This window comes from Pseudomonas rossensis, assembly GCF_039888995.1.
Taxonomy (GTDB): domain Bacteria; phylum Pseudomonadota; class Gammaproteobacteria; order Pseudomonadales; family Pseudomonadaceae; genus Aquipseudomonas; species Aquipseudomonas rossensis.
The window spans coordinates 1-19,999 of the sequence record NZ_JBBWCB010000042.1 but is presented as its reverse complement, the minus strand read 5'-3'; the positions used below and the strand labels follow the sequence as shown (position 1 = coordinate 19,999).

Annotated in this window: 17 protein-coding genes and 2 pseudogenes; 9 read left to right on the top strand and 10 right to left on the bottom strand. The window is 59.2% G+C overall.

The genetic code is table 11. From position 1 onward, the window contains the following. Positions 1-59: 59 nt before the first annotated feature. Positions 60-839 (top strand): N-acetylmuramoyl-L-alanine amidase, encoded by a 780-nt coding sequence (locus WLY71_RS13555; protein WP_347803949.1) that lies wholly within the window; start codon positions 60-62, stop codon positions 837-839. 76 nt (positions 840-915) lie between these two features. Next, on the top strand, positions 916-2,529 hold the full coding sequence (locus WLY71_RS13550; RefSeq protein ID WP_347803948.1) for an EAL domain-containing protein: 1,614 nt from the start codon (positions 916-918) through the stop codon (positions 2,527-2,529). Between the two features lie 12 nt (positions 2,530-2,541). Here the strand turns inward: WLY71_RS13550 and WLY71_RS13545 are convergent, their stop codons facing one another. After that, positions 2,542-4,332 (bottom strand): ATP-binding protein, encoded by a 1,791-nt coding sequence (locus WLY71_RS13545; RefSeq protein ID WP_347803947.1) that lies wholly within the window; start codon positions 4,330-4,332, stop codon positions 2,542-2,544. 10 nt (positions 4,333-4,342) lie between these two features. After that, positions 4,343-5,689, bottom strand: coding sequence for a sigma-54-dependent response regulator transcription factor AlgB (gene algB / locus WLY71_RS13540; protein ID WP_347803946.1), 1,347 nt, complete (start codon positions 5,687-5,689; stop codon positions 4,343-4,345). Positions 5,690-6,123: 434 nt separating this feature from the next. On the opposite strand from algB, the gene WLY71_RS13535 reads away from it, so the two are divergent. The 5 genes and pseudogenes from WLY71_RS13535 (at position 6,124) to WLY71_RS13515 (ending at position 10,286) form a co-directional block, all read left to right on the top strand. After that, positions 6,124-6,411, top strand: a complete 288-nt coding sequence (locus tag WLY71_RS13535; RefSeq protein ID WP_347803945.1) for a hypothetical protein — start codon at positions 6,124-6,126, stop codon at positions 6,409-6,411. Positions 6,412-6,492: 81 nt separating this feature from the next. After that, entirely contained in the window at positions 6,493-6,657 is a 165-nt protein-coding gene (locus tag WLY71_RS13530) for a DUF1328 domain-containing protein (RefSeq protein WP_003177151.1), read from the top strand. A 66-nt stretch (positions 6,658-6,723) separates the two neighbouring features. Beyond that, positions 6,724-6,816: pseudogene (locus WLY71_RS13525) on the top strand (inhibitor of vertebrate lysozyme family protein); the annotation flags it as partial. Between the two features lie 706 nt (positions 6,817-7,522). Beyond that, positions 7,523-8,854, top strand: coding sequence for a glutamate/aspartate:proton symporter GltP (gltP, locus tag WLY71_RS13520; protein ID WP_347803944.1), 1,332 nt, complete (start codon positions 7,523-7,525; stop codon positions 8,852-8,854). 202 nt (positions 8,855-9,056) lie between these two features. Then, positions 9,057-10,286: a nucleoside recognition domain-containing protein gene (locus WLY71_RS13515; RefSeq protein WP_347803943.1), complete on the top strand. Its 1,230-nt coding sequence runs from the start codon at positions 9,057-9,059 to the stop codon at positions 10,284-10,286. A gap of 137 nt (positions 10,287-10,423) precedes the next feature. On the opposite strand, the gene WLY71_RS13510 is transcribed toward WLY71_RS13515, so the two are convergent. From WLY71_RS13510 to WLY71_RS13475, 7 genes and pseudogenes are all read right to left on the bottom strand, one after another. Beyond that, on the bottom strand, positions 10,424-10,930 hold the full coding sequence (locus tag WLY71_RS13510; protein WP_425589924.1) for an ABC-type transport auxiliary lipoprotein family protein: 507 nt from the start codon (positions 10,928-10,930) through the stop codon (positions 10,424-10,426). Between the two features lies 1 nt (position 10,931). After that, positions 10,932-11,468: pseudogene (locus tag WLY71_RS13500) on the bottom strand (ABC transporter permease); the annotation flags it as partial. Between the two features lie 53 nt (positions 11,469-11,521). Next, positions 11,522-12,553: a DUF5924 family protein gene (locus WLY71_RS13495; protein ID WP_347803940.1), complete on the bottom strand. Its 1,032-nt coding sequence runs from the start codon at positions 12,551-12,553 to the stop codon at positions 11,522-11,524. A 221-nt stretch (positions 12,554-12,774) separates the two neighbouring features. Continuing rightward, the gene (locus WLY71_RS13490) at positions 12,775-14,163 is read right to left on the bottom strand and encodes a M16 family metallopeptidase (RefSeq protein WP_347803939.1); all 1,389 of its coding nucleotides are present in this window, start codon (positions 14,161-14,163) and stop codon (positions 12,775-12,777) included. 56 nt (positions 14,164-14,219) lie between these two features. Next, entirely contained in the window at positions 14,220-15,878 is a 1,659-nt protein-coding gene (locus WLY71_RS13485) for a Na/Pi cotransporter family protein (protein WP_347803938.1), read from the bottom strand. 213 nt (positions 15,879-16,091) lie between these two features. Beyond that, complete coding sequence (locus WLY71_RS13480) at positions 16,092-16,859, bottom strand: TerC family protein (protein ID WP_347803937.1); 768 nt, start codon at positions 16,857-16,859, stop codon at positions 16,092-16,094. Positions 16,860-16,944: 85 nt separating this feature from the next. After that, the gene (locus tag WLY71_RS13475) at positions 16,945-18,252 is read right to left on the bottom strand and encodes a CitMHS family transporter (protein ID WP_347803936.1); all 1,308 of its coding nucleotides are present in this window, start codon (positions 18,250-18,252) and stop codon (positions 16,945-16,947) included. Positions 18,253-18,571: 319 nt separating this feature from the next. Here WLY71_RS13475 and WLY71_RS13470 point away from each other — a divergent pair, with 319 nt between their 5' ends. Beyond that, entirely contained in the window at positions 18,572-18,973 is a 402-nt protein-coding gene (locus tag WLY71_RS13470; protein ID WP_347803935.1) for a GFA family protein, read from the top strand. A gap of 5 nt (positions 18,974-18,978) precedes the next feature. On the opposite strand, the gene WLY71_RS13465 is transcribed toward WLY71_RS13470, so the two are convergent. After that, entirely contained in the window at positions 18,979-19,305 is a 327-nt protein-coding gene (locus WLY71_RS13465) for a DOPA 4,5-dioxygenase family protein (protein ID WP_347803934.1), read from the bottom strand. Positions 19,306-19,387: 82 nt separating this feature from the next. On the opposite strand from WLY71_RS13465, the gene WLY71_RS13460 reads away from it, so the two are divergent. Next, the coding region (locus WLY71_RS13460) for an NAD(P)-dependent oxidoreductase (RefSeq protein WP_347803933.1) at positions 19,388-19,999 on the top strand (612 nt) is incomplete at its 3' end.

Below are 19,999 nucleotides of genomic sequence, written 5' to 3'. Positions count from 1 at the left end.
GCCCGCCAGGCAGTACGTTACACTGTTGCATTACTGTCTTGCGTGTATTGCCTTCTGCCATGAAATATCTATCTCTCATCGTGTCGCTGATTCTGTTGGCCGGTTGTGCCAGCGGCCCCCGGTTCGACACCCGTCACCCTTCAGCCAATTACGACAGCCGCATTCAGTTCGTGGTGGTGCACTACACCTCCGCGTCACTGGAGCGGTCGCTGCAACTGCTGACCCACGGCGAGGTCAGCAGCCACTATCTGATTGGCGACGACAAGGGCGCCACCATCTACAAGCTGATGGATGAAAACCTCCGAGCCTGGCACGCCGGGGAAAGCGAATGGCAAGGCCGGACCTGGTTGAACTCCAGCTCCATCGGTATCGAAATCGTCAATCCGGGTTTTATAGACACCCCTGCCGGGCGCCTTTGGTACCCCTACAGCGAAGATCAGGTCCAGTCCCTGATCGTCCTGCTCAAGGACATCAGCAAGCGTTACGCCATCAATCCCCGCAGCATCATCGGCCACAGCGACATCGCGCCGCTGCGCAAGCTTGATCCAGGGCCGCTGTTCCCCTGGAAGCGTCTGGCTGCCGAAGGCCTGGGAATCTGGCCGAATGAGCAGGCGGTAACGCGCCAGCAGGCACAGTTCGAAGTACAACTGCCAACCATCAGCTGGTTTCAGGCACAGCTGGCCCGCGCGGGTTATCCCACGCCGCAAACCGGCGAACTGGATGTTGCGACACGTCATGTGATTGCGGCCTTCCAGATGCATTTCCGACCGTCACGTTTCGATGGCACACCGGATGCGCAAACCGCGGCACTTCTACAAGTCTTGAACCAGACAAAATAACGACGGCCGCCCGACGGTCAGGGCTTTTTTTCCAATCAGCAGCTATAACTCATTGGTAATTCTTCGGATATTCCCTATGCCTGCTGCTCGAGAGACGCTACGTAGTTGGTTCTTTCGCCCTTGGTTTTTGGCGATACTGGCTGCTGCCTTGAGCGCGACACTCCTGATGGCCGGCAGCCTGTACGTGGCCATGCATCAAGTCGAGCAGAGCGAAAGCGAAGAAATGAATGCCCAGGGCGAGCGCTTCCTTGCTCGTCTGGAGCAGCTGTTCGGGCAGTTGCGGGAAAGCCTCGACGACCTGGAAGCCCAGCCGTTACGCGGCTGCGATGACGAAATGATCGCGACCTTGCAACAGGTCAGCTTCAATTATCGTTTCGTTTACGAAGCCGCTTATATGGACGCCACGCGGATCTGTTCCAACCGCCCCCGCCAGGAAGGGCTGTCGATGATAAGGTCGCCAGACATCAAGGGGCCGACCTACAGCTACTGGCTGAACACCACCACCGAACCCGATGAAAACCGCGCCGCGCTGATGCTCGGGCGCGGCAATTTTCGTGTCGCGACATCTCGCGGGCATTTGACCGACATGGTCGACCTGCCACCGGGAAGCAGCCTGCTGGTGGTGCTCGATCGCGGTACACGCGCGATTCCGGTACTGGGTGTCTCGCAGGTCTGGCCACCCACCGAACCCTGGCCCCCGAAAAGCCTCGACGCGCTACAAGTGACGCATTCCCGCTTGATTTACCGCATGCCCACCAACAATCCGGAATACCAATTGGTGCTGATCAGCCCACGCACCGGCATTAATGTACCCGTAGTCTGGTGGTGGTTGCTGCCGGCCAGCCTGGCACTCGCCTTATGCGTGGGTTTTCTGGTGCTTCTGCTGGTGCGCCAGAGACAGTCGCTGGACGCCGAACTGAGTGGCGCCATACGACGAGGCGAATTGCAGGTGCTGTATCAACCGATCTTCGACCTCGACAGCCGCAACTGTGTCGGGGCAGAAGCCTTGCTGCGCTGGCGAAGGCCGGACGGCACCTTGACCAGCCCCGACCTGTTTATTCCGATGGCGGAGAACACCGGCCAGATCCGCCAGATGACCGACTTCGTCCTGCAACGCCTGCTTGAACAGCTGGGTCAATTGTTGCGGGCCAATCCGCAACTGTACATATCGGTCAACCTGGCGGCCTGCGACGTCATGGTGCCGCGTATCGGTCAGGTAATGGCGCGACTGCTGACCTTGCACCGCGTCGCGGCAAAGCAAATTGCCTTTGAGGTCACCGAGCGGGGATTGATCGATGTCGTGGTAGCCCGGGAAAACCTGCAAGCCTTGCGGGATGTCGGGCATCAAGTGTTGATTGATGACTTTGGCACCGGCTATTGCAGCCTCGCCTATCTGCAAACCCTGCCAGTCGATTGCCTGAAAATCGACAAGGCGTTTATCGATGCGCTGGGTCATGACGCTGCAAGTAGCGGTGTCGCCCCGCACATCATTCACATGGCCCAGGCCCTGCAACTCAAGGTGATTGCCGAGGGCATCGAACTTGAATCCCAGGCGGCGCTTCTGAGCAGTGAAGGCGTGAAGTTCGGTCAGGGTTGGCTATTCGCCCATGCGTTGAGTGCGGTGCAGTTCATCGAGCTGATTACCCGTGGTCGCCGATTGGCTGCCCGACGTCTCGATGACGAAGCCTGAAGAGGCTGCGGCTTATACCGACAGCGCCATATAGAACTGGGTACCCTGCCCTGGCCGCGAATAAACACCCATCCGACCGCCGTGCAACTGCACGATTTCCTTACACAGTGCCAGACCGAGTCCGGCACCGCCCTTCTTGCGACCCACCTGTACAAAGGGTTCGAAAATCCGCCCCTGCTGACCATAGGCAATGCCTTCGCCGTTGTCCTCGACGCTGATAATCACTCGCTCCCCATGGCGTCGAGCCTGCAAACGTATTTGCCCGCCGGAAGCGGTGTGGCGCAACGCGTTGTCGATCAGGTTATCGAGCACCCGGTCGAGCTGCGGCTGATCGGCCTGCAATCGCGGTAATGGCCCTTGCACTTCCACTAGCAGGTCGATGCCCTGCTCTTCTGCAGGGCCGGCAAAACGTGCCCGGGCCTGCTCCAGCAAATCCTCGATGGAGCACGGCGCCAACGTGAGTTTCTGCAATCCGTTCTGGTAGCGGGAGAAGTTCAGCAGGTCGTTGATCAACTGCATCAAGCGCTGCATCTCTTCATTCACGGTGTCCAGCAGATCAGCTTCACGCGAGTCCTTGGCAAAGTGCGCGCGCTCGCGGAACAGGCCGAACGCCATGTGCATCCCGGTGACCGGGGTTCGCAATTCATGGGAGGCGCGCAGCACGAACTCACTGCGCACACGTTCAAATGCACGCTGTTCGGTGACGTCATGCAGCACCATCACGGCGCCAAGAATATGGCCCTGTGTATGGCTGACCGGCGTCAGGCTAAAGGTCAGCAACCGCGATTCACCGTCGACTTCGATACTCAAGTCCTCCGGCGCCCGCTCCAGGGTGCCGCCGCGCAGCACCAGTTGCAGCTGTTCATCGAGCTCGGGACGCTCAAGCGCCGTACCCAGACCTTGACCGACACGATCGGTGTCCCAACCCAACTGACGCTGCGCCACTGGGTTGAGGTGTTCCAGATGTCCCTCGCGGTCGATCATCAGCAACCCATCGTCGATGCTGTCGAGCACGGCCTGCAAACGCTGCTGGCCTGCGAGCAGCTCATCGACATTGGTGGCCTGATGCTCGCGCAGGGCCTCGGCCATGATCCCGAAGCGCTTGGTCAGCTGGTTCATTTCCACGCCCGAGGAAATCGGCAGCGTCACTTCGAAATTGCCTTTGCCGATGTTGTCCGCCGCCTGGACCAGGGCCTCGATCGGTGCACCAAAACGTTGAGCAATAGCGTGGGCAGTGACGAAACCGATGATCAGCACCGCCAACCCCACCAACCCGAGCAGGCCGGCAACCAGCAGCGCCCTCTCCCGAGCCTGGCGCTCGGTGGCATTGATGTTATCCAGCGCACGCTGTTGCTCGACGATCAAACCATTGCGCAGCGCATTGAATTTGTCGGTGAGTTCTTTGTTGCCACTCAACACCTGCATCGAGTCACGTGACAGGTCGTATGCCTGTAGAAAGCTCAGGTAGTCAGCCTTGGCCTGTTCGAAACCGTGCTGGCGCTCATCGCCAGCCTGGGCATGGACAATGCCGTCATCAAGCAACTGAAAGTAATGCTGCTTGGACGCCTCGAACGCTGCAGGATCCGGCTTCTCGCTGAGCATGATCATCAGCTGATCGCCCAAGGTCTGACGCAATTTCAGTCCCAGGTCGAGCGTGACGAAATTATTGCGAATCAGCGCTTCCTGGGAACTCGCCATCTGCATCACGCTGACCAGCCCGAGCAACAGCCCAAGCAGCGCAACGGTGATCAGTGCTGAAATACTCAGAAACAGCCGTGTGCGCAACTTCATCGCCAGTCTCATCGGAGACAGCTCACAAGTTGTACTGCTTGCGTTTTCGGTACAACGTCGAGGCGTCGATACCCAGGGTCTTGGCGGCCTGGTCCAGCGTATCTGCAGTGGCGAGTACCGCTCCGATGTGGGCTTTTTCCAATTCATCCAGACTCAGCGCAGCGCCGATGCGAGGAGCGTTGTTGACCGGGGTTTCAGCCATGCCCAAGTGACTGATCTCCACCCGCTCCTGGGGACAAATGATGCTTGCCCGCTCCACAACGTTGCGCAGTTCGCGAATGTTCCCCGGCCAGCGGTAGCCGAGCAGCGCTTCACGGGCTTCGTCGCTGAAGCCCCGAGCCGGACGCGCGTATTCCTTGACGAAACGGGCCAGAAAACGATCGGCCAGGTTCAGAATATCTTCCCTGCGTTCGCGCAGTGGTGGCAGGTGCAAGGTGATGACGTTCAGGCGGTAGAGCAGGTCTTCGCGGAAACGGCCATCGCGGACCATGTCTTCGAGGTTCTGGTTAGTGGCCGCGAGGATGCGCACATCGGCGCGGCGGGTGACCGGGTCGCCCACCCGTTCGTATTCTTTATCCTGGATGAAACGCAGTAGTTTTGGTTGCAAAACCAACGGAAAATCGCCGATCTCGTCAAGAAACAGCGTCCCACCGTCGGCCTGATTGACACGACCCAGCGTACTTTCGCTGGCCCCGGTGAACGCGCCACGGCTGTGGCCGAAGAGCTCGCTTTCCATCAGTTCGGCGGTCAGGGACGGGCAGTTGATCGTGATGCAGGATTTCTTCGCGCGCTTGCTCCAGCCGTGAATGGCTTGGGACAGTTCGCCTTTACCGGTACCGGACTCGCCGAGAATCAAAATATTGGCATCGGTGTTGGCCACCTGGCGGGCGGTTTCGAGCACGACTTTCATCGCCGGGCTGTGAGAGTCCAGGCCATCCTTGGGTTTGCGCACTTCGCCTTCAAGGGCTTCCAGACGTGCCGACAGTTGCCGCACTTCCAGCTGCTTGGCGGTGGCCAGGCGCAATTGGTCGGGGCTGCAAGGCTTGACCAAATAGTCGGCGGCCCCGGCCTGAATGGCATCGACCGCCGTGTCCACGGCCGAATGAGCGGTGACGATCACCACCCTCATCCACGGCGCCTGAATGCGCATTTGGGCCAGCACATCGAGGCCATTGTCTTCACCCAGACGCAGGTCCAGGAAGCACAGGTCGAAGACTTGGCGCTGAAGCAGTGCATCAGCCTGAGCGGCACTGTTGGCGGTAGCGACACTGTAGCCTTCATCTTCGAGGCAATAGCGGAAAGTACGCAGGATGGCGGACTCATCGTCCACCAGCAGAATGCGGCCTTGATGCTGACTGGCTGATTCCATTTTCCTACGCTCCTTAATGAATTATCTTGGTTAGTCCCGGAATAATCGGGCAAGTTGCATGGTTGATTCTGGTCGATTCCAGCCACAGCAGCGTAGCTCTCTCCTCACCCTACGGCTAATCGCCTGATTTTGTTGTTTTTTTATCAGATAGCCGGTTCGCAGGCGATTGCCGGTGTCCCCTTGTGACATCCACGCCCTCCTCGCAATTCAAAAATATTGAAAGTTCCTACGAGTCCATCGTGCATTCCGCACGACTTCAAAAGGACCATCGTGCAGGATGCGTCCGATCCGAATTCGACATCATTCATAACTAATTGATTTTATTGATTTTTATTATCATGAAAAGCTGGCATGCAGGCTGCAATGGTCTGAGTAACCAGGGCATTTAGACGTCGCCCCAACCAAGATCACCACCGTGTGGGAGGAGCTTCAGGATGAGTCGCCAACGTGCCGCCCAGTTGCGTATCTCGCCACTGCATCTCCAGCAAGGTCTGTTTGCTGTTCTAGCGCTATTAATCACCTTGATCGGCGGCCAGCAGTTTCAGCGTTGGGAGCAGAGCCAGCAGCAAGAAGCGCCACGGTTGTCGATTCAGCACCCGACCCAAACCCATTTCAGTGCGGCCAGCAGTAACCAGGCTGACAGCCCCCCAATGCGAATGATGGACGTCGACCAGGCTCAGCCTGCGGATGAGATGCCTCGCCAGGTACGTTGGGTGTTCTAAACACATGAACTTGGCGCGTTCGATGCGCCGGGAAAAGCACCACAAGCAACATCTCTAAATAGAAGCGTAAGGAGAATCACCATGTTGAGCTGGGCAATCACATTCTTGATCATTGCCATCATCGCTGCGGTACTGGGCTTCGGTGGTATCGCGGGCACCGCCACGGGTATCGCCAAGATTCTCTTTGTCGTGTTCCTGGTGATGTTCATTGCCTCCTTCTTCTTTGGCCGTCGCGGTCGAGGGTGAATATGAGCGTTTTGTTAAAGACACTGGCAGCCGCCCTGCTTCTGGGCGGTAGTGCCATGGCAACAGCGACATGCCGAATACCGCTTTCTTGGAAAGCCGGACCAGGGTATGCAGGACTTGTTGATGGAACAGCTGAAGAAAGATCCACACTGGTACTGAATTCGTAACATGACAGAAGCAGCATGGCTTCTTACCACTGCGCTACCCGAGGACGGTAAACGCATGATCAAGGGGCCGGGACGTTCTGCCTGTTTCAGGGGCGGAGTGACCTACGGGTACAGGGAGTGCCTGCGCAAGGGCCGGGTCAGGCAGAAGCTGCGACGCAAGTTCGCCGGTCACTCATGGATCGACGGACTTGCGAAGAGCTTCCTCAGCGCAAAGTGTTGTCCTAGAGCGTTCTGCTCGCATCCTCCGCCCCACCTCCGCTAATCCCTCGCAAAACCATTTCGCGGTGTTTCTTTAGTGACCGTATATCGAGAAAACTGCGACTCAAAGACCGTGAATTTTCGCGCTTAAACGTAGGCTTTTTCCCAAGTTTTAGCCCACACTCCCTTGTTCAAAAAACAACCAACCTCCTCTGCGATGGCCGGTTCACGGCACTTATGCCTGCCGAAATGTCGTATTCGAACCGGTTGGGACGCGAGTTTCAGATCAAAAAGCTCATGCCGATTCGGCATAGGGTAGGCGTTTACGGCATTAGACGTCGCTTCCTTGCATCTGAATAGTTGCGCCTTTTTTCGCCTGCCAGAGAGCCGATAACAAGCGCTCCGGGGCACCTGATACGGGGTAGATGCACAAGACTTTTTCGCCACAAGCGTTCCAGTTCTTGCATCTGTCTGAGTCAAACGCAAGTAAGGGTAAAGATATGAAGAAGGCAAAGCTTAGCCTCGCCTGGCAGATCCTCATCGGTCTGGTATTGGGGATTGCAATCGGTGCGCTGCTCAACCATTTCAGTGCCGAAAAAGCCTGGTGGATCAGCAACGTCCTGCAACCAGCAGGCGATATCTTTATCCGTCTGATCAAGATGATTGTGATCCCGATCGTAATCTCTTCGCTGATCGTCGGTATTGCAGGCGTCGGCGACGCGAAGAAGCTCGGGCGTATCGGTCTGAAGACCATCATTTACTTCGAGATCGTCACCACCATTGCCATCGTGGTCGGTCTGATGCTGGCCAACGTGTTCCATCCGGGCACCGGCATCGACATGAGCACCCTGGGTACCGTGGATATTTCCAAGTACCAGGCCACTGCCGCCGAGGTTCAGCATGAACATGCGTTCATCGAAACCATCCTCAACCTGATCCCGTCGAACATCTTCGCGGCCATGGCCCGCGGCGAGATGCTGCCGATCATCTTCTTCTCCGTATTGTTCGGCCTCGGTCTGTCGAGCCTGCAATCGGACCTGCGCGAGCCGCTGGTGAAGATGTTCCAGGGCGTGTCGGAAAGCATGTTCAAAGTCACTCACATGATCATGAACTACGCCCCGATCGGCGTTTTCGCACTGATCGCGGTGACCGTGGCCAACTTTGGCTTCGCCTCTCTGGTGCCGCTGGCCAAACTGGTGATCCTGGTTTACGTCGCCATCGCCTTCTTCGCCTTCGTGGTGCTGGGCCTGATCGCTCGCCTGTTCGGCTTCTCGGTGATCAAGCTGATGCGCATCTTCAAGGATGAGCTGGTGCTGGCCTACTCCACCGCCAGTTCCGAAACCGTGCTGCCACGCGTGATCGAGAAAATGGAAGCCTACGGCGCGCCGAAAGCCATTTGCAGCTTCGTGGTACCGACCGGCTACTCGTTCAACCTCGACGGTTCGACCCTGTACCAGAGCATTGCGGCAATTTTCATTGCCCAGCTCTACGGCATTGATCTGTCGATCAGTCAGCAATTGCTGCTGGTGCTGACCCTGATGGTCACCTCCAAAGGCATCGCCGGCGTACCGGGTGTGTCCTTTGTGGTGCTGTTGGCCACCCTGGGCAGCGTGGGTATTCCGCTCGAAGGCCTGGCGTTCATCGCCGGTGTCGACCGCATCATGGACATGGCCCGTACCGCACTGAACGTGATCGGCAATGCCTTGGCCGTGCTGGTCATCTCCCGCTGGGAAGGCATGTACGACGATGCCAAGGGCCAGCGCTACTGGAACTCCTTGCCGCACTGGCGCAGCAAGGAAAAATTGCCGGCTGGCGAGATTTCCAGCAATTAAGCAGGTCCCTTGTGGGAGCGGGCTTGCTCGCGAAAGCGGTGTGTCATTCAGCAAATAGGTCGACTGACACTCCGTATTCGCGAGCAAGCTCGCTCCCACACTGGTCCGCGTATATCGCACAAACAACCCCCGGAGAAATCCGGGGTTTGTCGTTTCTGGCTACCCCGCTATCATTCGCCGCATTCTTTGGGGGATTTGACTGATGCTAAATGGCCTGTGGCTAAGCTTCTTCATCGTGGCTGCCGTTTCGGCACTGGCGCAATGGCTGATCGGCGGTAACGCCGGGATCTTCGCGGCGATGGTGGAAAGCATTTTCGCCATGGCCAAGTTGTCGGTCGAAGTCATGGTCCTGTTGTTCGGCACCCTGACGCTCTGGCTGGGCTTTCTGCGGATTGCCGAGAAGGCAGGGATCGTCGAGTGGCTGGCCAGAGCGCTGGGCCCGTTGTTCCTGCGTCTGATGCCGGGAGTGCCGGCCGGGCACCCAGCCATCGGCCTGATCACGCTGAACTTCGCCGCCAACGGCCTGGGCCTGGACAACGCCGCCACGCCGATCGGCCTTAAAGCCATGAAGGCGCTGCAAGAGCTCAACCCCAGCGACACCATCGCCAGCAACGCGCAGATCCTGTTCCTGGTGCTCAACGCCTCCTCCCTGACCCTGCTGCCGGTGACGATCTTCATGTACCGCGCCCAGCAAGGTGCGCCCGATCCGACCCTGGTGTTCCTGCCGATCCTGCTCGCCACCAGTTGCTCGACATTGGTCGGTCTGCTGTCGGTGGCGTTCATGCAGCGTCTGCGCCTGTGGGACCCGGTGGTGCTCGCGTACTTGATTCCCGGCGCCCTGATACTGGGTAGCTTCATGGCGCTGCTGGCGACGCTCTCGGCGACCGCTCTGGCGAGTTTGTCTTCTATCCTCGGCAACGTGACGCTGTTCGGGCTGATCATGTTGTTTCTGGTGATCGGCGCGCTGCGTAAAGTGAAGGTGTACGAAGCGTTCGTCGAAGGCGCCAAAGAAGGCTTCGACGTGGCCAAGAACCTGCTGCCGTATCTGGTGGCCATGCTGTGTGCCGTCGGCGTGCTGCGGGCATCCGGAGCGCTGGACTTTGGACTGGACGGGATTCGACATCTGGTGGAATGGGCCGGTTGGGACACGCGCTTCGTCGATGCGCTGCCGACCGCCATGGTCAAGCCGTTCTCCGGCAGTGCCGCCCGGGCGATGCTGATCGAAACCATGAAAACGTCTGGCGTGGACAGCTTCCCGGCGCTGGTGGCGGCGACGATTCAGGGCAGTACCGAAACGACGTTCTATGTATTGGCGGTGTACTTCGGCGCGGTGGGGATCCAGCGGGCGCGGCATGCGGTGGGGTGTGCGTTGCTGGCGGAGCTTGCCGGCGTTCTCGGCGCGATCGGCGTCTGTTACTGGTTCTTCGGCTAACCAAAAACCTGTAGCAGCTGGCGCAGCCTGCGTTCGGCTGCGAAGCAGTCGTCAATCCGTTATCCCGCATCTATCAGGTGGATCGCGGTGTCTGGTTTTGCGACTGCTTCGCAGCCGAACGCAGGCTGCGCCAGCTGCTACAAGGGATTCGCGGCGTTTCTGGCGGCAGGCGCGAGCTTTTGACCTTGCTCCACTGCCCAAGCCACCACCTGCGCCGTTAACAGGTCACTGGCCTGGCCAAACCCGGCCACCACCGCCGGCACCTTCGCATCGCTCAACGGCTGGCGCACTTCGAAGCGTCGGCTGGCGAGGATTCGCTGGTCATAACCGCGCACCAGCAACGCATCCAGACGCACGACGACGCTCGCGTGCGTTCCTTGGTATTCAGTCTGGAATGCCTGCAGGCTACCGCCCAGTTCAAGATCCGCCTGGAAATTGCTGTCGTCGGTGCTCAGCAATGGCACCCGACCATCACGCTGGAAACCATCCAACAGACGATTGCGCAGCAACACCGGTGCCGGGTCGCTCCAGCGCGAAGCCTTGTAGCTGCTGATCAGATCACCTTGAGGGATCACGGCGATCTTCGGGCTGCTCTGGTCCGAAGGCAACCGATAGACATCGGACGGCTCGGACTTGGGCAGGATCGAAGCCCTCAAGACAGCCGATGGCGGCGATCAGGAACGCGAAGATCGGCGCTTTGACGATCCCAACCAGAAAGTGCTGAACGCCGATGTCCGATTGCAGCAGCGACAGAAACATCGCCGGCGAGATATCCAGCGACACCGCGCACCACACCGCCGCCGACGATCCCCGAAAGCATCGCCAGAAAGGTCAGCATCGGCAGCGCGACCAGTAGGGCCAACACGCGCGGCACCACCAGCAGCTCCATCGGGTCGAGACCCAAGGTGCAATAGCGTCGATTTCGCAATCGGGGTGTTCGGCGGATCGGCCCAAACGCTCGGAACCGAGCAACTCCACCAGCAGCGACGCACCGGCGGTGTCGAGCGCGCCGAGGCCGTTGAGGTCGATGTGAGTGCTGTCGTCGTATTGGCCGTGAAGCTTTTCGCTCAGGTGCTTGAGATCGGCGTAATGGGCAAGCGTCCAGTCACCCGTGACCCGCAACTGAGCAGGGGAGTGGGAGGTGTCCAGTCGGGCACTGCCGGCCATTGTGCTGCTGGTCATAAGCTCCGTGCTTTATCGGCTATTACGCAGATCTACGTAATAGCACGAACGGGTTACTTTGCGGCAGTCGCAGGCTTGCTGTCCTTTATCACGAAGCGCAACACACCGATGACCTGGCCATCTTCGGTCAGCACCCGAACCTGCCATTTACCCGCGGGGTTGCCGGGGAAATTCTGTTTGTGGGTCCAGGCCCGATAGCCTTCCTTGCGCCCGCCGTGGATGTCCAGGGGAATGCGGTCGACCTCTTTGCCGTTGAACATCCAGACGTGATAAATCCGTTCGGCCAGACCTCGCGGGGCATTGATCGCGGTGTACGCGTACAGCCCACCTCCGCGAATCTGCTCGGCGCTGACTTCTTCCAGGCTCTTGCCGGGGGTGCGGTCCTGCATTTGGGTGCTGATCGCCACGTCAGTCATCCACAGTGTCGCCGGCGGCACCCAGGATCGCAGCACCCAACCGAGCGCGCCGATGCCCAGCGTGATACTGAGAATCGCCAGCGCGTTGCGCACGGTACGAATCGGGAAGATCGACGCCAGGCTCGGGAACGACAGCACGACGGCGGTGCCCAGGGCCAGTTTGAAGCTCTGAGCGGTGGTCAGGTGCAGGATGACGGGCAGGGCGGTCAGCAGTGCAGCGAACAGCGTCAGGGTATGCAGCGCCAGGAACGCCCAGCGCCGGGGGGCCAGCCATTTGTAGTAGAGCGGGTCGATGATGGAAATCAGCGCAGCCACACACAGTAACCCGGTGAAGAACAACTGGCTGCTGTTCCAGGTGGTGGTGATGAAAAAGAACGGCAGGACGAAGAACAGGCTTTCCTGGTGGATCATCTGCGTGGCGTAACGCAGCAAAGGCTGGGGAATTTCGCGTTTGAAGAGCCTGGCGAACAACTTGGTGAGGCTGTTTTCCAGCATCAGCCAGATCCAGCTGAGCACCATGATGATGGTGATCCAGGTCGCCAGGCCTTGCTGACGATCCACCAGAATGAAGCTGCCGACCCCGGAAATGAAACCGCCGAGCGCAATGACCCCTGGGTAGCGCTTCATCAGTGCCAGGATGCGCTGGACGTATAGGGTCAGAGTAGGCATTCGGCGGTTCGCAATAGTCGTGGGGAAAATCCCCGACAGGGTAACCGCCGAGAGGGCGGCGTGGCGAGGGGCTACGGTCCGATCACAAAACCCTTGTAGCAGCTAGCGTAGCCTGCGTTCGGCTGCGAAGCAGTCGTAAACCATTCAACGCGATACATCAGGTATATCTGACGTAACGGATTTGCGACTGCTGCGCAGCCGAACGCAGCCTTCGGCAGCTGCTACACGGTTCGCGGTGCCCTTCGATGCAAGCGCCAACTCAGCAGCATCAATACGATGAGCCCCAGCACCCCGGCAATCGCCCACATCAACTGGTCATCACTGATCAACGGCTGTTCGATCCGCAGGTAGCCCGGCTGCATGAGCAATTCACGCATGGCCTTGTTCGCTTCCGCCAGCGTCACCCCTTGCAGTTCCTTGGCCGGGTTGGCGAAACGGCCGTCCTCGTAGTCCCCAAGGGCACTCCAGTAATAATCGGCCAACGCGCTGTTGCCTTGCACGGCCCAGGCCTGGCGGGCGATGGCGGCCTGCTTGAGGCGGTTGAAGGTGTCGGCATTGAGACCGTCCCTGAGCAACCCGGCCTTCAGATCATCCAGCACCCGTTCGGCCTCGGGCACGTCGTCGCGCTCAAGGTCCGCGTTCAGGCTCATGAAGCCCACGCCGCCAAACACCTCGCGCCCGGCCGAAGGCCCGTAGGACAAGCCATGGGCCAGGCGCATTTGGCGGTAGAGCGCCCAGTCCAGATAGTCCTTGAGCAAGTCGAAGGTTTCGTCGTGCTGATCTTCCAGCACCGGCTCTGGCACCAGCCAATGCAACTTGGCACTGCCGCCAACAAAACCGTGACTCAGGGTGCGCTCATGGTCAGCACTGGCCTGGATAGCCGGCAGGGGCGGGTGTTCGGTCGGGTCGACCGCTTCAAGCGCACCATAAGACCGTTCCAGATAGGCCGGCAGCAACCGATCGAGGTCGCCGACCACGATCAGGGTCATGTTGTTCGGCGCGTACCAGGCCTTGCGTACCTTTTCCAGCTGTTCGCGGGTCAGGTGATCGACCTCAGGCCGCTCGGGGCATTTGAGGCCCAGTTCCACCGCCAGCTGATTACTCGCCGTGTGGCCAATATCCTGGCGATCCAGCCAGCGTTGCAGGTGCGAGTAATGGCCGCCGTCTTCGCGCTCGACCACTTGTTTGGCGGCGTTGATCGCGTTGTCGTCGATTCGGGTTTGGGTCAGCAGTGTCAGCAGCAGGTCGAGGACCTTGCGCTGGTTTTTCGCCGGGGCTTCGATGACGAACGTCGTGTCGGCGTTGCTGGTGTAGGCGTTCCACTCGCCGCCCAGGGCCTGCATGCGTTCTTCCAGCCCGCCTTCGCCCGTGGCGTCGATGCCGCTGAACAGCAAGTGCTCAAGCAGGTGCGGCAGCTCTTTGTCGGCACAACTGAAATCATCGATGCCGACGCCGACCACCAGACGAATCGCCACATGCCCGCGCTCGGTGCCGGGTTTGAGCAACAATTGCAGGCCGTTGGGCAGCGTGTAACCCTCGACCTGAAAGCGATCCAGGGCAAATGAAGGGAATGAGCCAAGCAACAGACAGGCGAACAACAGACAACGCATAACGAGTTTCCATACGGCTAGCGTAAGTTCAACAGACTTCAGGCAACTGTGGACGTTCAGGGTGAATGAGTGATGTCAGCGAAATCGTCGACCGCCAGGGCGCCGATGTCGGCAGTTTCCAGCACCACGTAGGCGCTGCTGCAAAACAGCGAATTCAGACGCTTCATGTCGGCAATCAACTCCAGGTGCAACGAACTGGTCTCGATACTCTGCACGATCTTACGTTGCAATCGGCTGACGTGAGCATGGGCCAGGCGGCGTTCCTGTGCGCGAAAGCGACGTTTCTCACGCAATAACTGGCGGGCACTTTCCTTATCGGCACTGAGGAACACCGACAACCCCAGGCGCAGGTTGGATATCAACTGACTGTGCAGCCCCGCCAACTCTTCCAGGCCGACCTCGGAAAAAGACCGACGCTGCGAGGTTTTCTGCTGCTGGACCTTGCGCAGCATGCGTTCGATGAGGTCGCTGGCGAGTTTAAGGTTGATCGCCAGCTCGATGATTTCCGCCCAGCGCCGGCTGTCCTGCTCGCTGAGGTCTTCACGGGGCATTTGTGCCAGATACAGTTTGATGGCGCCGTAGAGCGATTCCACATCATCGGTCAGGCGCCGCATTTCCTGGGTAATGGCGGTTTGCTTGCCGTTCAGCACGTCGAGCATGGCCTCGAGCATGTTGTCGATCAGGTCGCCGATGCGCAGGGTTTCCCGGGCGGCATTGGCCAGCGCCAGGCTGGGCGTGACCAGCGCTGTTGGATCAAGATGCCGCGGTTTGGCAGTGCCATTGACTTGCGGGCGCTCCGGCAGCACCCACGCACAGAACCTGGCCATCGGTCCGACACTCGGCAGCAAAATCAGGCAGCGCGCGGTGTTGTAGAGCAGGTGAAAGCCAATGACCATTTCCTGTGGGCTGAAGTCCAGACTGTCGATCCAGTGCACCAACGGGTCGAGCACCGGAATGATCAGTAACAGGCCGATCAGTTTGTAGAGCAGGCTGCCCAACGCCACCTGACGACCAGCGGCGTTCTGCATGCTGGTGCTGAGGAAGGCGAGGATGCCGCTGCCGATGTTGGCGCCGATCACCAGGCCGATAGCCACGGGCAGGCTGATCACTGCGGCACCGGCCAGGGTCGCCGTCAGCAGGACGGCGGCCAGGCTGGAGTAGGAAACCATCGCAAACAGCGCGCCGACCAGGGCATCCAGCAGGATGTCGCCGGTCAGCGAGGCGAAAATCACCTTCACGCCTTGGGCCTGGGTGATCGGCGCGGCAGCCTCGACGATCAGTTGCAGCGCCAGAATGATCAGCCCCAGTCCGATACTGACCCGGCCCATCTGTCCGACCCGGGTCTGTTTGCGCGACAGGAAGAAAATCACCCCAAGAAAGATCAGCAGCGGCGACAGCCATGACAGGTCGAGGGTCAGCACCCGCGCCATCAGCGCGGTACCGACGTCGGCCCCGAGCATCGTCGCCAGGGCCGGGGTCAGCGCCATCAGGCCCTGACCGACAAAGGAGGTGACGAGCATGGCGGTGGCGTTGCTGCTCTGGACCATCGCTGTCACGACGATCCCCGAGATGAACGCCAGCCAGCGCTTGGACATGTTCCGGCCGATCACGTGGCGCAGGTTGGAACCGTAGACCCGCAGGATGCCGGTTCGGACGATGTGCGTGCCCCAAATCAACAAGGCCACGGCAGATAACAAATTGAGCAGGGTGAGCATGCAGGCCCCCTGTGGCGGTAGCGCCCCAAAGGGGCAAGTTGACGGTGCCGCGCGTTCTTCTACGTTCTGTACTTAAGCTGTAGTTGGCTAACGGTCTGCGCGCCAGCATCGCACAGCTAAAGAAGCGATTGAAACAAAACTGTCATGAAAACAGGTTGATGCAGATATGAAAAAGGGACCCGAAGGCCCCTTTGTCATAACATGGCATTCGGGTTACTGACCCGGAACGTCCTTGCGCAGTTTCACTGGGTCTTGCTGCTTCTTCTTTTTCATCATCGCGCTGCGCATCTTGATGTTGATCGCTTCCACCGCCAGCGAGAACGCCATGGCGAAGTAAACGTAGCCTTTTGGCAAGTGCACTTCGAAGGACTCGGCAATCAGCACGGTACCGACCAGCAACAGGAACGACAGTGCCAGCATTTTCAGCGACGGGTGCTTGTCGATGAATTCACTGATGGTGCCAGCCGCCAGCATCATCACCAGAACGGCAACGATGATCGCCGCGACCATGACTGGGACATGGGAAACCATACCGACAGCGGTAATCACCGAATCCAGGGAGAACACGATGTCGATGATCGCAATCTGGATGATGGTGTAGAGGAAGTTGCCCCCCTTGCCAGTCGGTTCGTCATGGCTTTCATCTTCGCCTTCCAGTGCGTGGTACATCTCTTGCGAACTCTTCCACAGCAGGAACAGACCACCGAAGAACAGGATCAGGTCACGCCCGGAAATACCTTGGCCGAACACTTCGAACAAGTCGGCGGTAAGGCGCATGACCCAAGTGATCGACAGCAGCAACAGGATCCGCGTAACCATGGCCAGTGCCAGGCCGAAAATCCGGGTGCGCTGTTGCATGTGTTTGGGCATGCGGCTGACCAGGATCGAAATCATGATGATGTTATCGATACCCAGGACGATTTCCAGGGCGGTCAGGGTGAAGAAGGCAACCCAGATTTCAGGGTTGGTCAGCCATTCCATGTGTATTCCTTTGAGCGATTGTTAAACCACGAAGGGCCCGGGCTTCAAACAGCAAAGCCTGGACCCGTCATGGTGAGTCTTGGGCTTATAGAGTGCTGAACAGCGGAAAAATCCCCATCAGCAACGCGGCAACCAGTATGCACATGCACACCAGCACTGCCCATTTCAGGGTGAAGCGCTGATGGTCACCGAAGTCGATACCGGCCAGGGCCACCAACAAGTAGGTCGATGGTACCAGCGGGCTCAACAAGTGGACGGGCTGACCGACGATCGAGGCACGTGCCATTTCAACCGCGGTTATACCGTAATGGCTGGCGGCTTCCGCAAGTACCGGTAACACGCCGTAATAAAATGCATCGTTCGACATGAAGAACGTGAACGGCATGCTTACCAGCGCAGTGATCACGGCCAGATACGGGCCGAGAAAATCCGGGATGACCGCCAGCAGGCTTTTCGACATCGCGTCGACCATACCGGTGCCCGTCAGGATACCGGTGAAGATGCCCGCGGCAAAGATCAACCCGACCACCGCCAGCACGCTACCGGCGTGGGCCGCGACGCGATCCTTTTGCTGTTGCAGGCACGGGTAGTTGACGATCATCGCGATACTGAAAGCCACCATGAACAGCACCGGCAGCGGCAACAGACCGGCGACCAGGGTGCACATCAGGCCCAGGGTCAGGGCGCCGTTGAACCAGATCAACTTCGGACGACGGGCATCCGGGAATTGCGAAACGCTGATTTCACTGTGGTCGATTTCATCGCCCACCAGGTGCAGCTCACCCAGACGTGCACGCTCACGCTTGCCATAGAAGTAGGCAATCATGAGGATTGCCAGCACCCCGAAAGCCATCGCCGGAATCATGGGTACGAAGATGTCGGACGGGTCCACATGCAGCGCACTGGCGGCGCGAGCGGTCGGGCCGCCCCAAGGCGTCATGTTCATCACGCCACCGGCGAGGATGATCAGGCCGGCCATGATCCGCGGGCTCATGCCGATGCGGCTGTAGAGCGGCAGCATAGCGGCCACGCAGATCATGTAAGTGGTCGCGCCGTCCCCATCGAGGGAGACGACGAGCGCCAGTACGGCGGTGCCGACCGAAACTTTCAACGGGTCGCCCTTGACCAGTTTGAGGATCTTGCGCACGGCCGGGTCGAACAGGCCGGAGTCGATCATCAGGGCGAAGTACAAAATGGCGAACATCAGCATCACACCGGTCGGTGCGAGCTTGGTGATGCCTTCGAGCATCATCGGGCCGATCTTCGGCGCAAAACCACCGAACAGCGCGAACAGGATCGGGATGATGATCAGAGCGATCAGCGCGGACAGGCGCTTGGTCATGATCAGGAACATGAACGTGATGACCATGGCAAAGCCAAGGAAAGTCAGCATGGGAATACTCCAGGCATAGCGCGGCTAGGGAATGGGCGAACCGGGTGGGTCAGCGCAGAACGGGAAGCACGAGGCGTATGGGCGGAGTGACAGCGAAGAGGCGGGTAGAAGAGGACATCAGGATCACCATTGTTGTTGTTAAATGGGCTGTGCGAGCGATAAAACACTGGCATTGGCCGACCGGTCTGTTGCCGGTAGTGGGGGCGATCCTAATCGGGGAAGCTTTCACCCAGCTTTCGCGGATGAAAGCATTGACCAGATGTGCAACCGGTCGTCGGACGGGTTTGAAGTCCCTGAAAACAGGGCAGGAGGACAAAACATGGCCGAAATTCATACGGGCGGCTGCCATTGTGGACATCTGCGCTATCAATTCAGCGGGCCTTTGCACGACATCGCCCACTGTCATTGTTCGATTTGCCGACGGGTCAGCGGCGGGATCGTGACCACCTGGATCACCGTGCCCGCGTCAGCCTTTGAATGGGTGAAAGGCACGCCGGCGCAGTACGACTCTTCAACAACCTGCGTGCGGTATTTCTGCTCAAACTGTGGGGCGCAGCTGGCGCTGGTCACGCACCTGAGCCCGGACAGCATCGACGTGACCATCGCGACCCTCGATCATCCCGAGCACGCACCCGCCGAAAGGCATATCTGGACTGACAACCGACTGCCTTGGCTGCATCTGGATGAACATTTGCCCGGCGAAGCCGAGGAACAGTTGTAAACTGATCAAAAAATAGACAGGTCCAGTGGCCTAATCGCGCCCATCCAGATGGCATGCTCGGTGTGGTCGAGCAGATCGTCGCCGGTGTCCGGGTGCAGGAACACCACCAAACCCTTGCGGTTGAGCGCAAGCCAGGGCAGCACGTCGCCGATGTATTGCGGCTCGAAAGCCAACTGGCAGCTCCAGTCCGGGTGCGGGCCCACCGGGCGTTCATGGACGCGCCCCATCTTCAGTGGAAACAGTTGCGCCGCCTGCTCACACAAGGCTCGCGCCTGAGGAAGGGTGCTGGCGTCGAAGTAGACATGGGCGTGGTAGCCCTTGATCCGCTGCATTTGAAACCCTCTGAACCGAGTCGAACCGGCGTTGTTTCCCAAAGGTCACACGCCATATAGATAGGAAGAACGGAGCACGGCCATGAAAAATGCCGAAACCCCGGTGGTGAAAGTGGTGCTTTATGGTGCCATGAGTAGCCTGGGCAGTGCGCTGATGGCTGAAATGCTGCGGCGCCAACATGAAGTGATCGCGATTCTCGATGATTTGACGGCGCTCGCGCCGCGCCCGGGATTGCGGACCAAGACCGGTGATTTGTTCGACGCCAAGCGGGTCAAGCAGAGCGTCGCCGGGTGTTCGGCGGTGATCTGTCTGCTGGATGCACCCGGATTGCCGATGAACAGCGAGCACGTGGAAAAATCCATCGTGCCCGGCCCGGTCGAGCAAGTGCTGGCGGTGGATGCTCTGATTGATGGCATGCAGGCCTCGGGAATTGCCCGGTTGTTTCTGGTCGGAGATTTCGAGGCACTGGATGATCCGGAGATAGAAGATCGACTGCAACGCCACGCCGCCGAAGAAATCCGCGAGGCCCTGCAAAGCAGCACCTTGCACTGGACGCTGGTGAATGCGCCGCGCGGGGTGCCCGGGCTGACCATCGAACATTTCAGCCACGTCAGCAGCAGCCTGGAACCGGGCCTCGCCGAACCGCTTGAACGGTTAAGCCGGGTGGCGGTCGGGATTGCCGATGAGTTGCGG

Excerpts from the sequence above, each read along its gene's own strand:
- WLY71_RS13555 (WP_347803949.1), top strand. The coding sequence starts at position 60 with ATGAAATATCTATCTCTCATCGTGTCGCTGATTCTGTTGGCCGGTTGT.
- WLY71_RS13550 (WP_347803948.1), top strand. The coding sequence starts at position 916 with ATGCCTGCTGCTCGAGAGACGCTACGTAGTTGGTTCTTTCGCCCTTGG.
- WLY71_RS13545 (WP_347803947.1), bottom strand. The coding sequence starts at position 4,332 with ATGAGACTGGCGATGAAGTTGCGCACACGGCTGTTTCTGAGTATTTCA.
- algB (WP_347803946.1), bottom strand. The coding sequence starts at position 5,689 with ATGGAATCAGCCAGTCAGCATCAAGGCCGCATTCTGCTGGTGGACGAT.
- WLY71_RS13535 (WP_347803945.1), top strand. The coding sequence starts at position 6,124 with ATGAGTCGCCAACGTGCCGCCCAGTTGCGTATCTCGCCACTGCATCTC.
- WLY71_RS13530 (WP_003177151.1), top strand. The coding sequence starts at position 6,493 with ATGTTGAGCTGGGCAATCACATTCTTGATCATTGCCATCATCGCTGCG.
- gltP (WP_347803944.1), top strand. The coding sequence starts at position 7,523 with ATGAAGAAGGCAAAGCTTAGCCTCGCCTGGCAGATCCTCATCGGTCTG.
- WLY71_RS13515 (WP_347803943.1), top strand. The coding sequence starts at position 9,057 with ATGCTAAATGGCCTGTGGCTAAGCTTCTTCATCGTGGCTGCCGTTTCG.
- WLY71_RS13495 (WP_347803940.1), bottom strand. The coding sequence starts at position 12,553 with ATGCCTACTCTGACCCTATACGTCCAGCGCATCCTGGCACTGATGAAG.
- WLY71_RS13490 (WP_347803939.1), bottom strand. The coding sequence starts at position 14,163 with ATGCGTTGTCTGTTGTTCGCCTGTCTGTTGCTTGGCTCATTCCCTTCA.
- WLY71_RS13485 (WP_347803938.1), bottom strand. The coding sequence starts at position 15,878 with ATGCTCACCCTGCTCAATTTGTTATCTGCCGTGGCCTTGTTGATTTGG.
- WLY71_RS13480 (WP_347803937.1), bottom strand. The coding sequence starts at position 16,859 with ATGGAATGGCTGACCAACCCTGAAATCTGGGTTGCCTTCTTCACCCTG.
- WLY71_RS13475 (WP_347803936.1), bottom strand. The coding sequence starts at position 18,252 with ATGCTGACTTTCCTTGGCTTTGCCATGGTCATCACGTTCATGTTCCTG.
- WLY71_RS13470 (WP_347803935.1), top strand. The coding sequence starts at position 18,572 with ATGGCCGAAATTCATACGGGCGGCTGCCATTGTGGACATCTGCGCTAT.
- WLY71_RS13465 (WP_347803934.1), bottom strand. The coding sequence starts at position 19,305 with ATGCAGCGGATCAAGGGCTACCACGCCCATGTCTACTTCGACGCCAGC.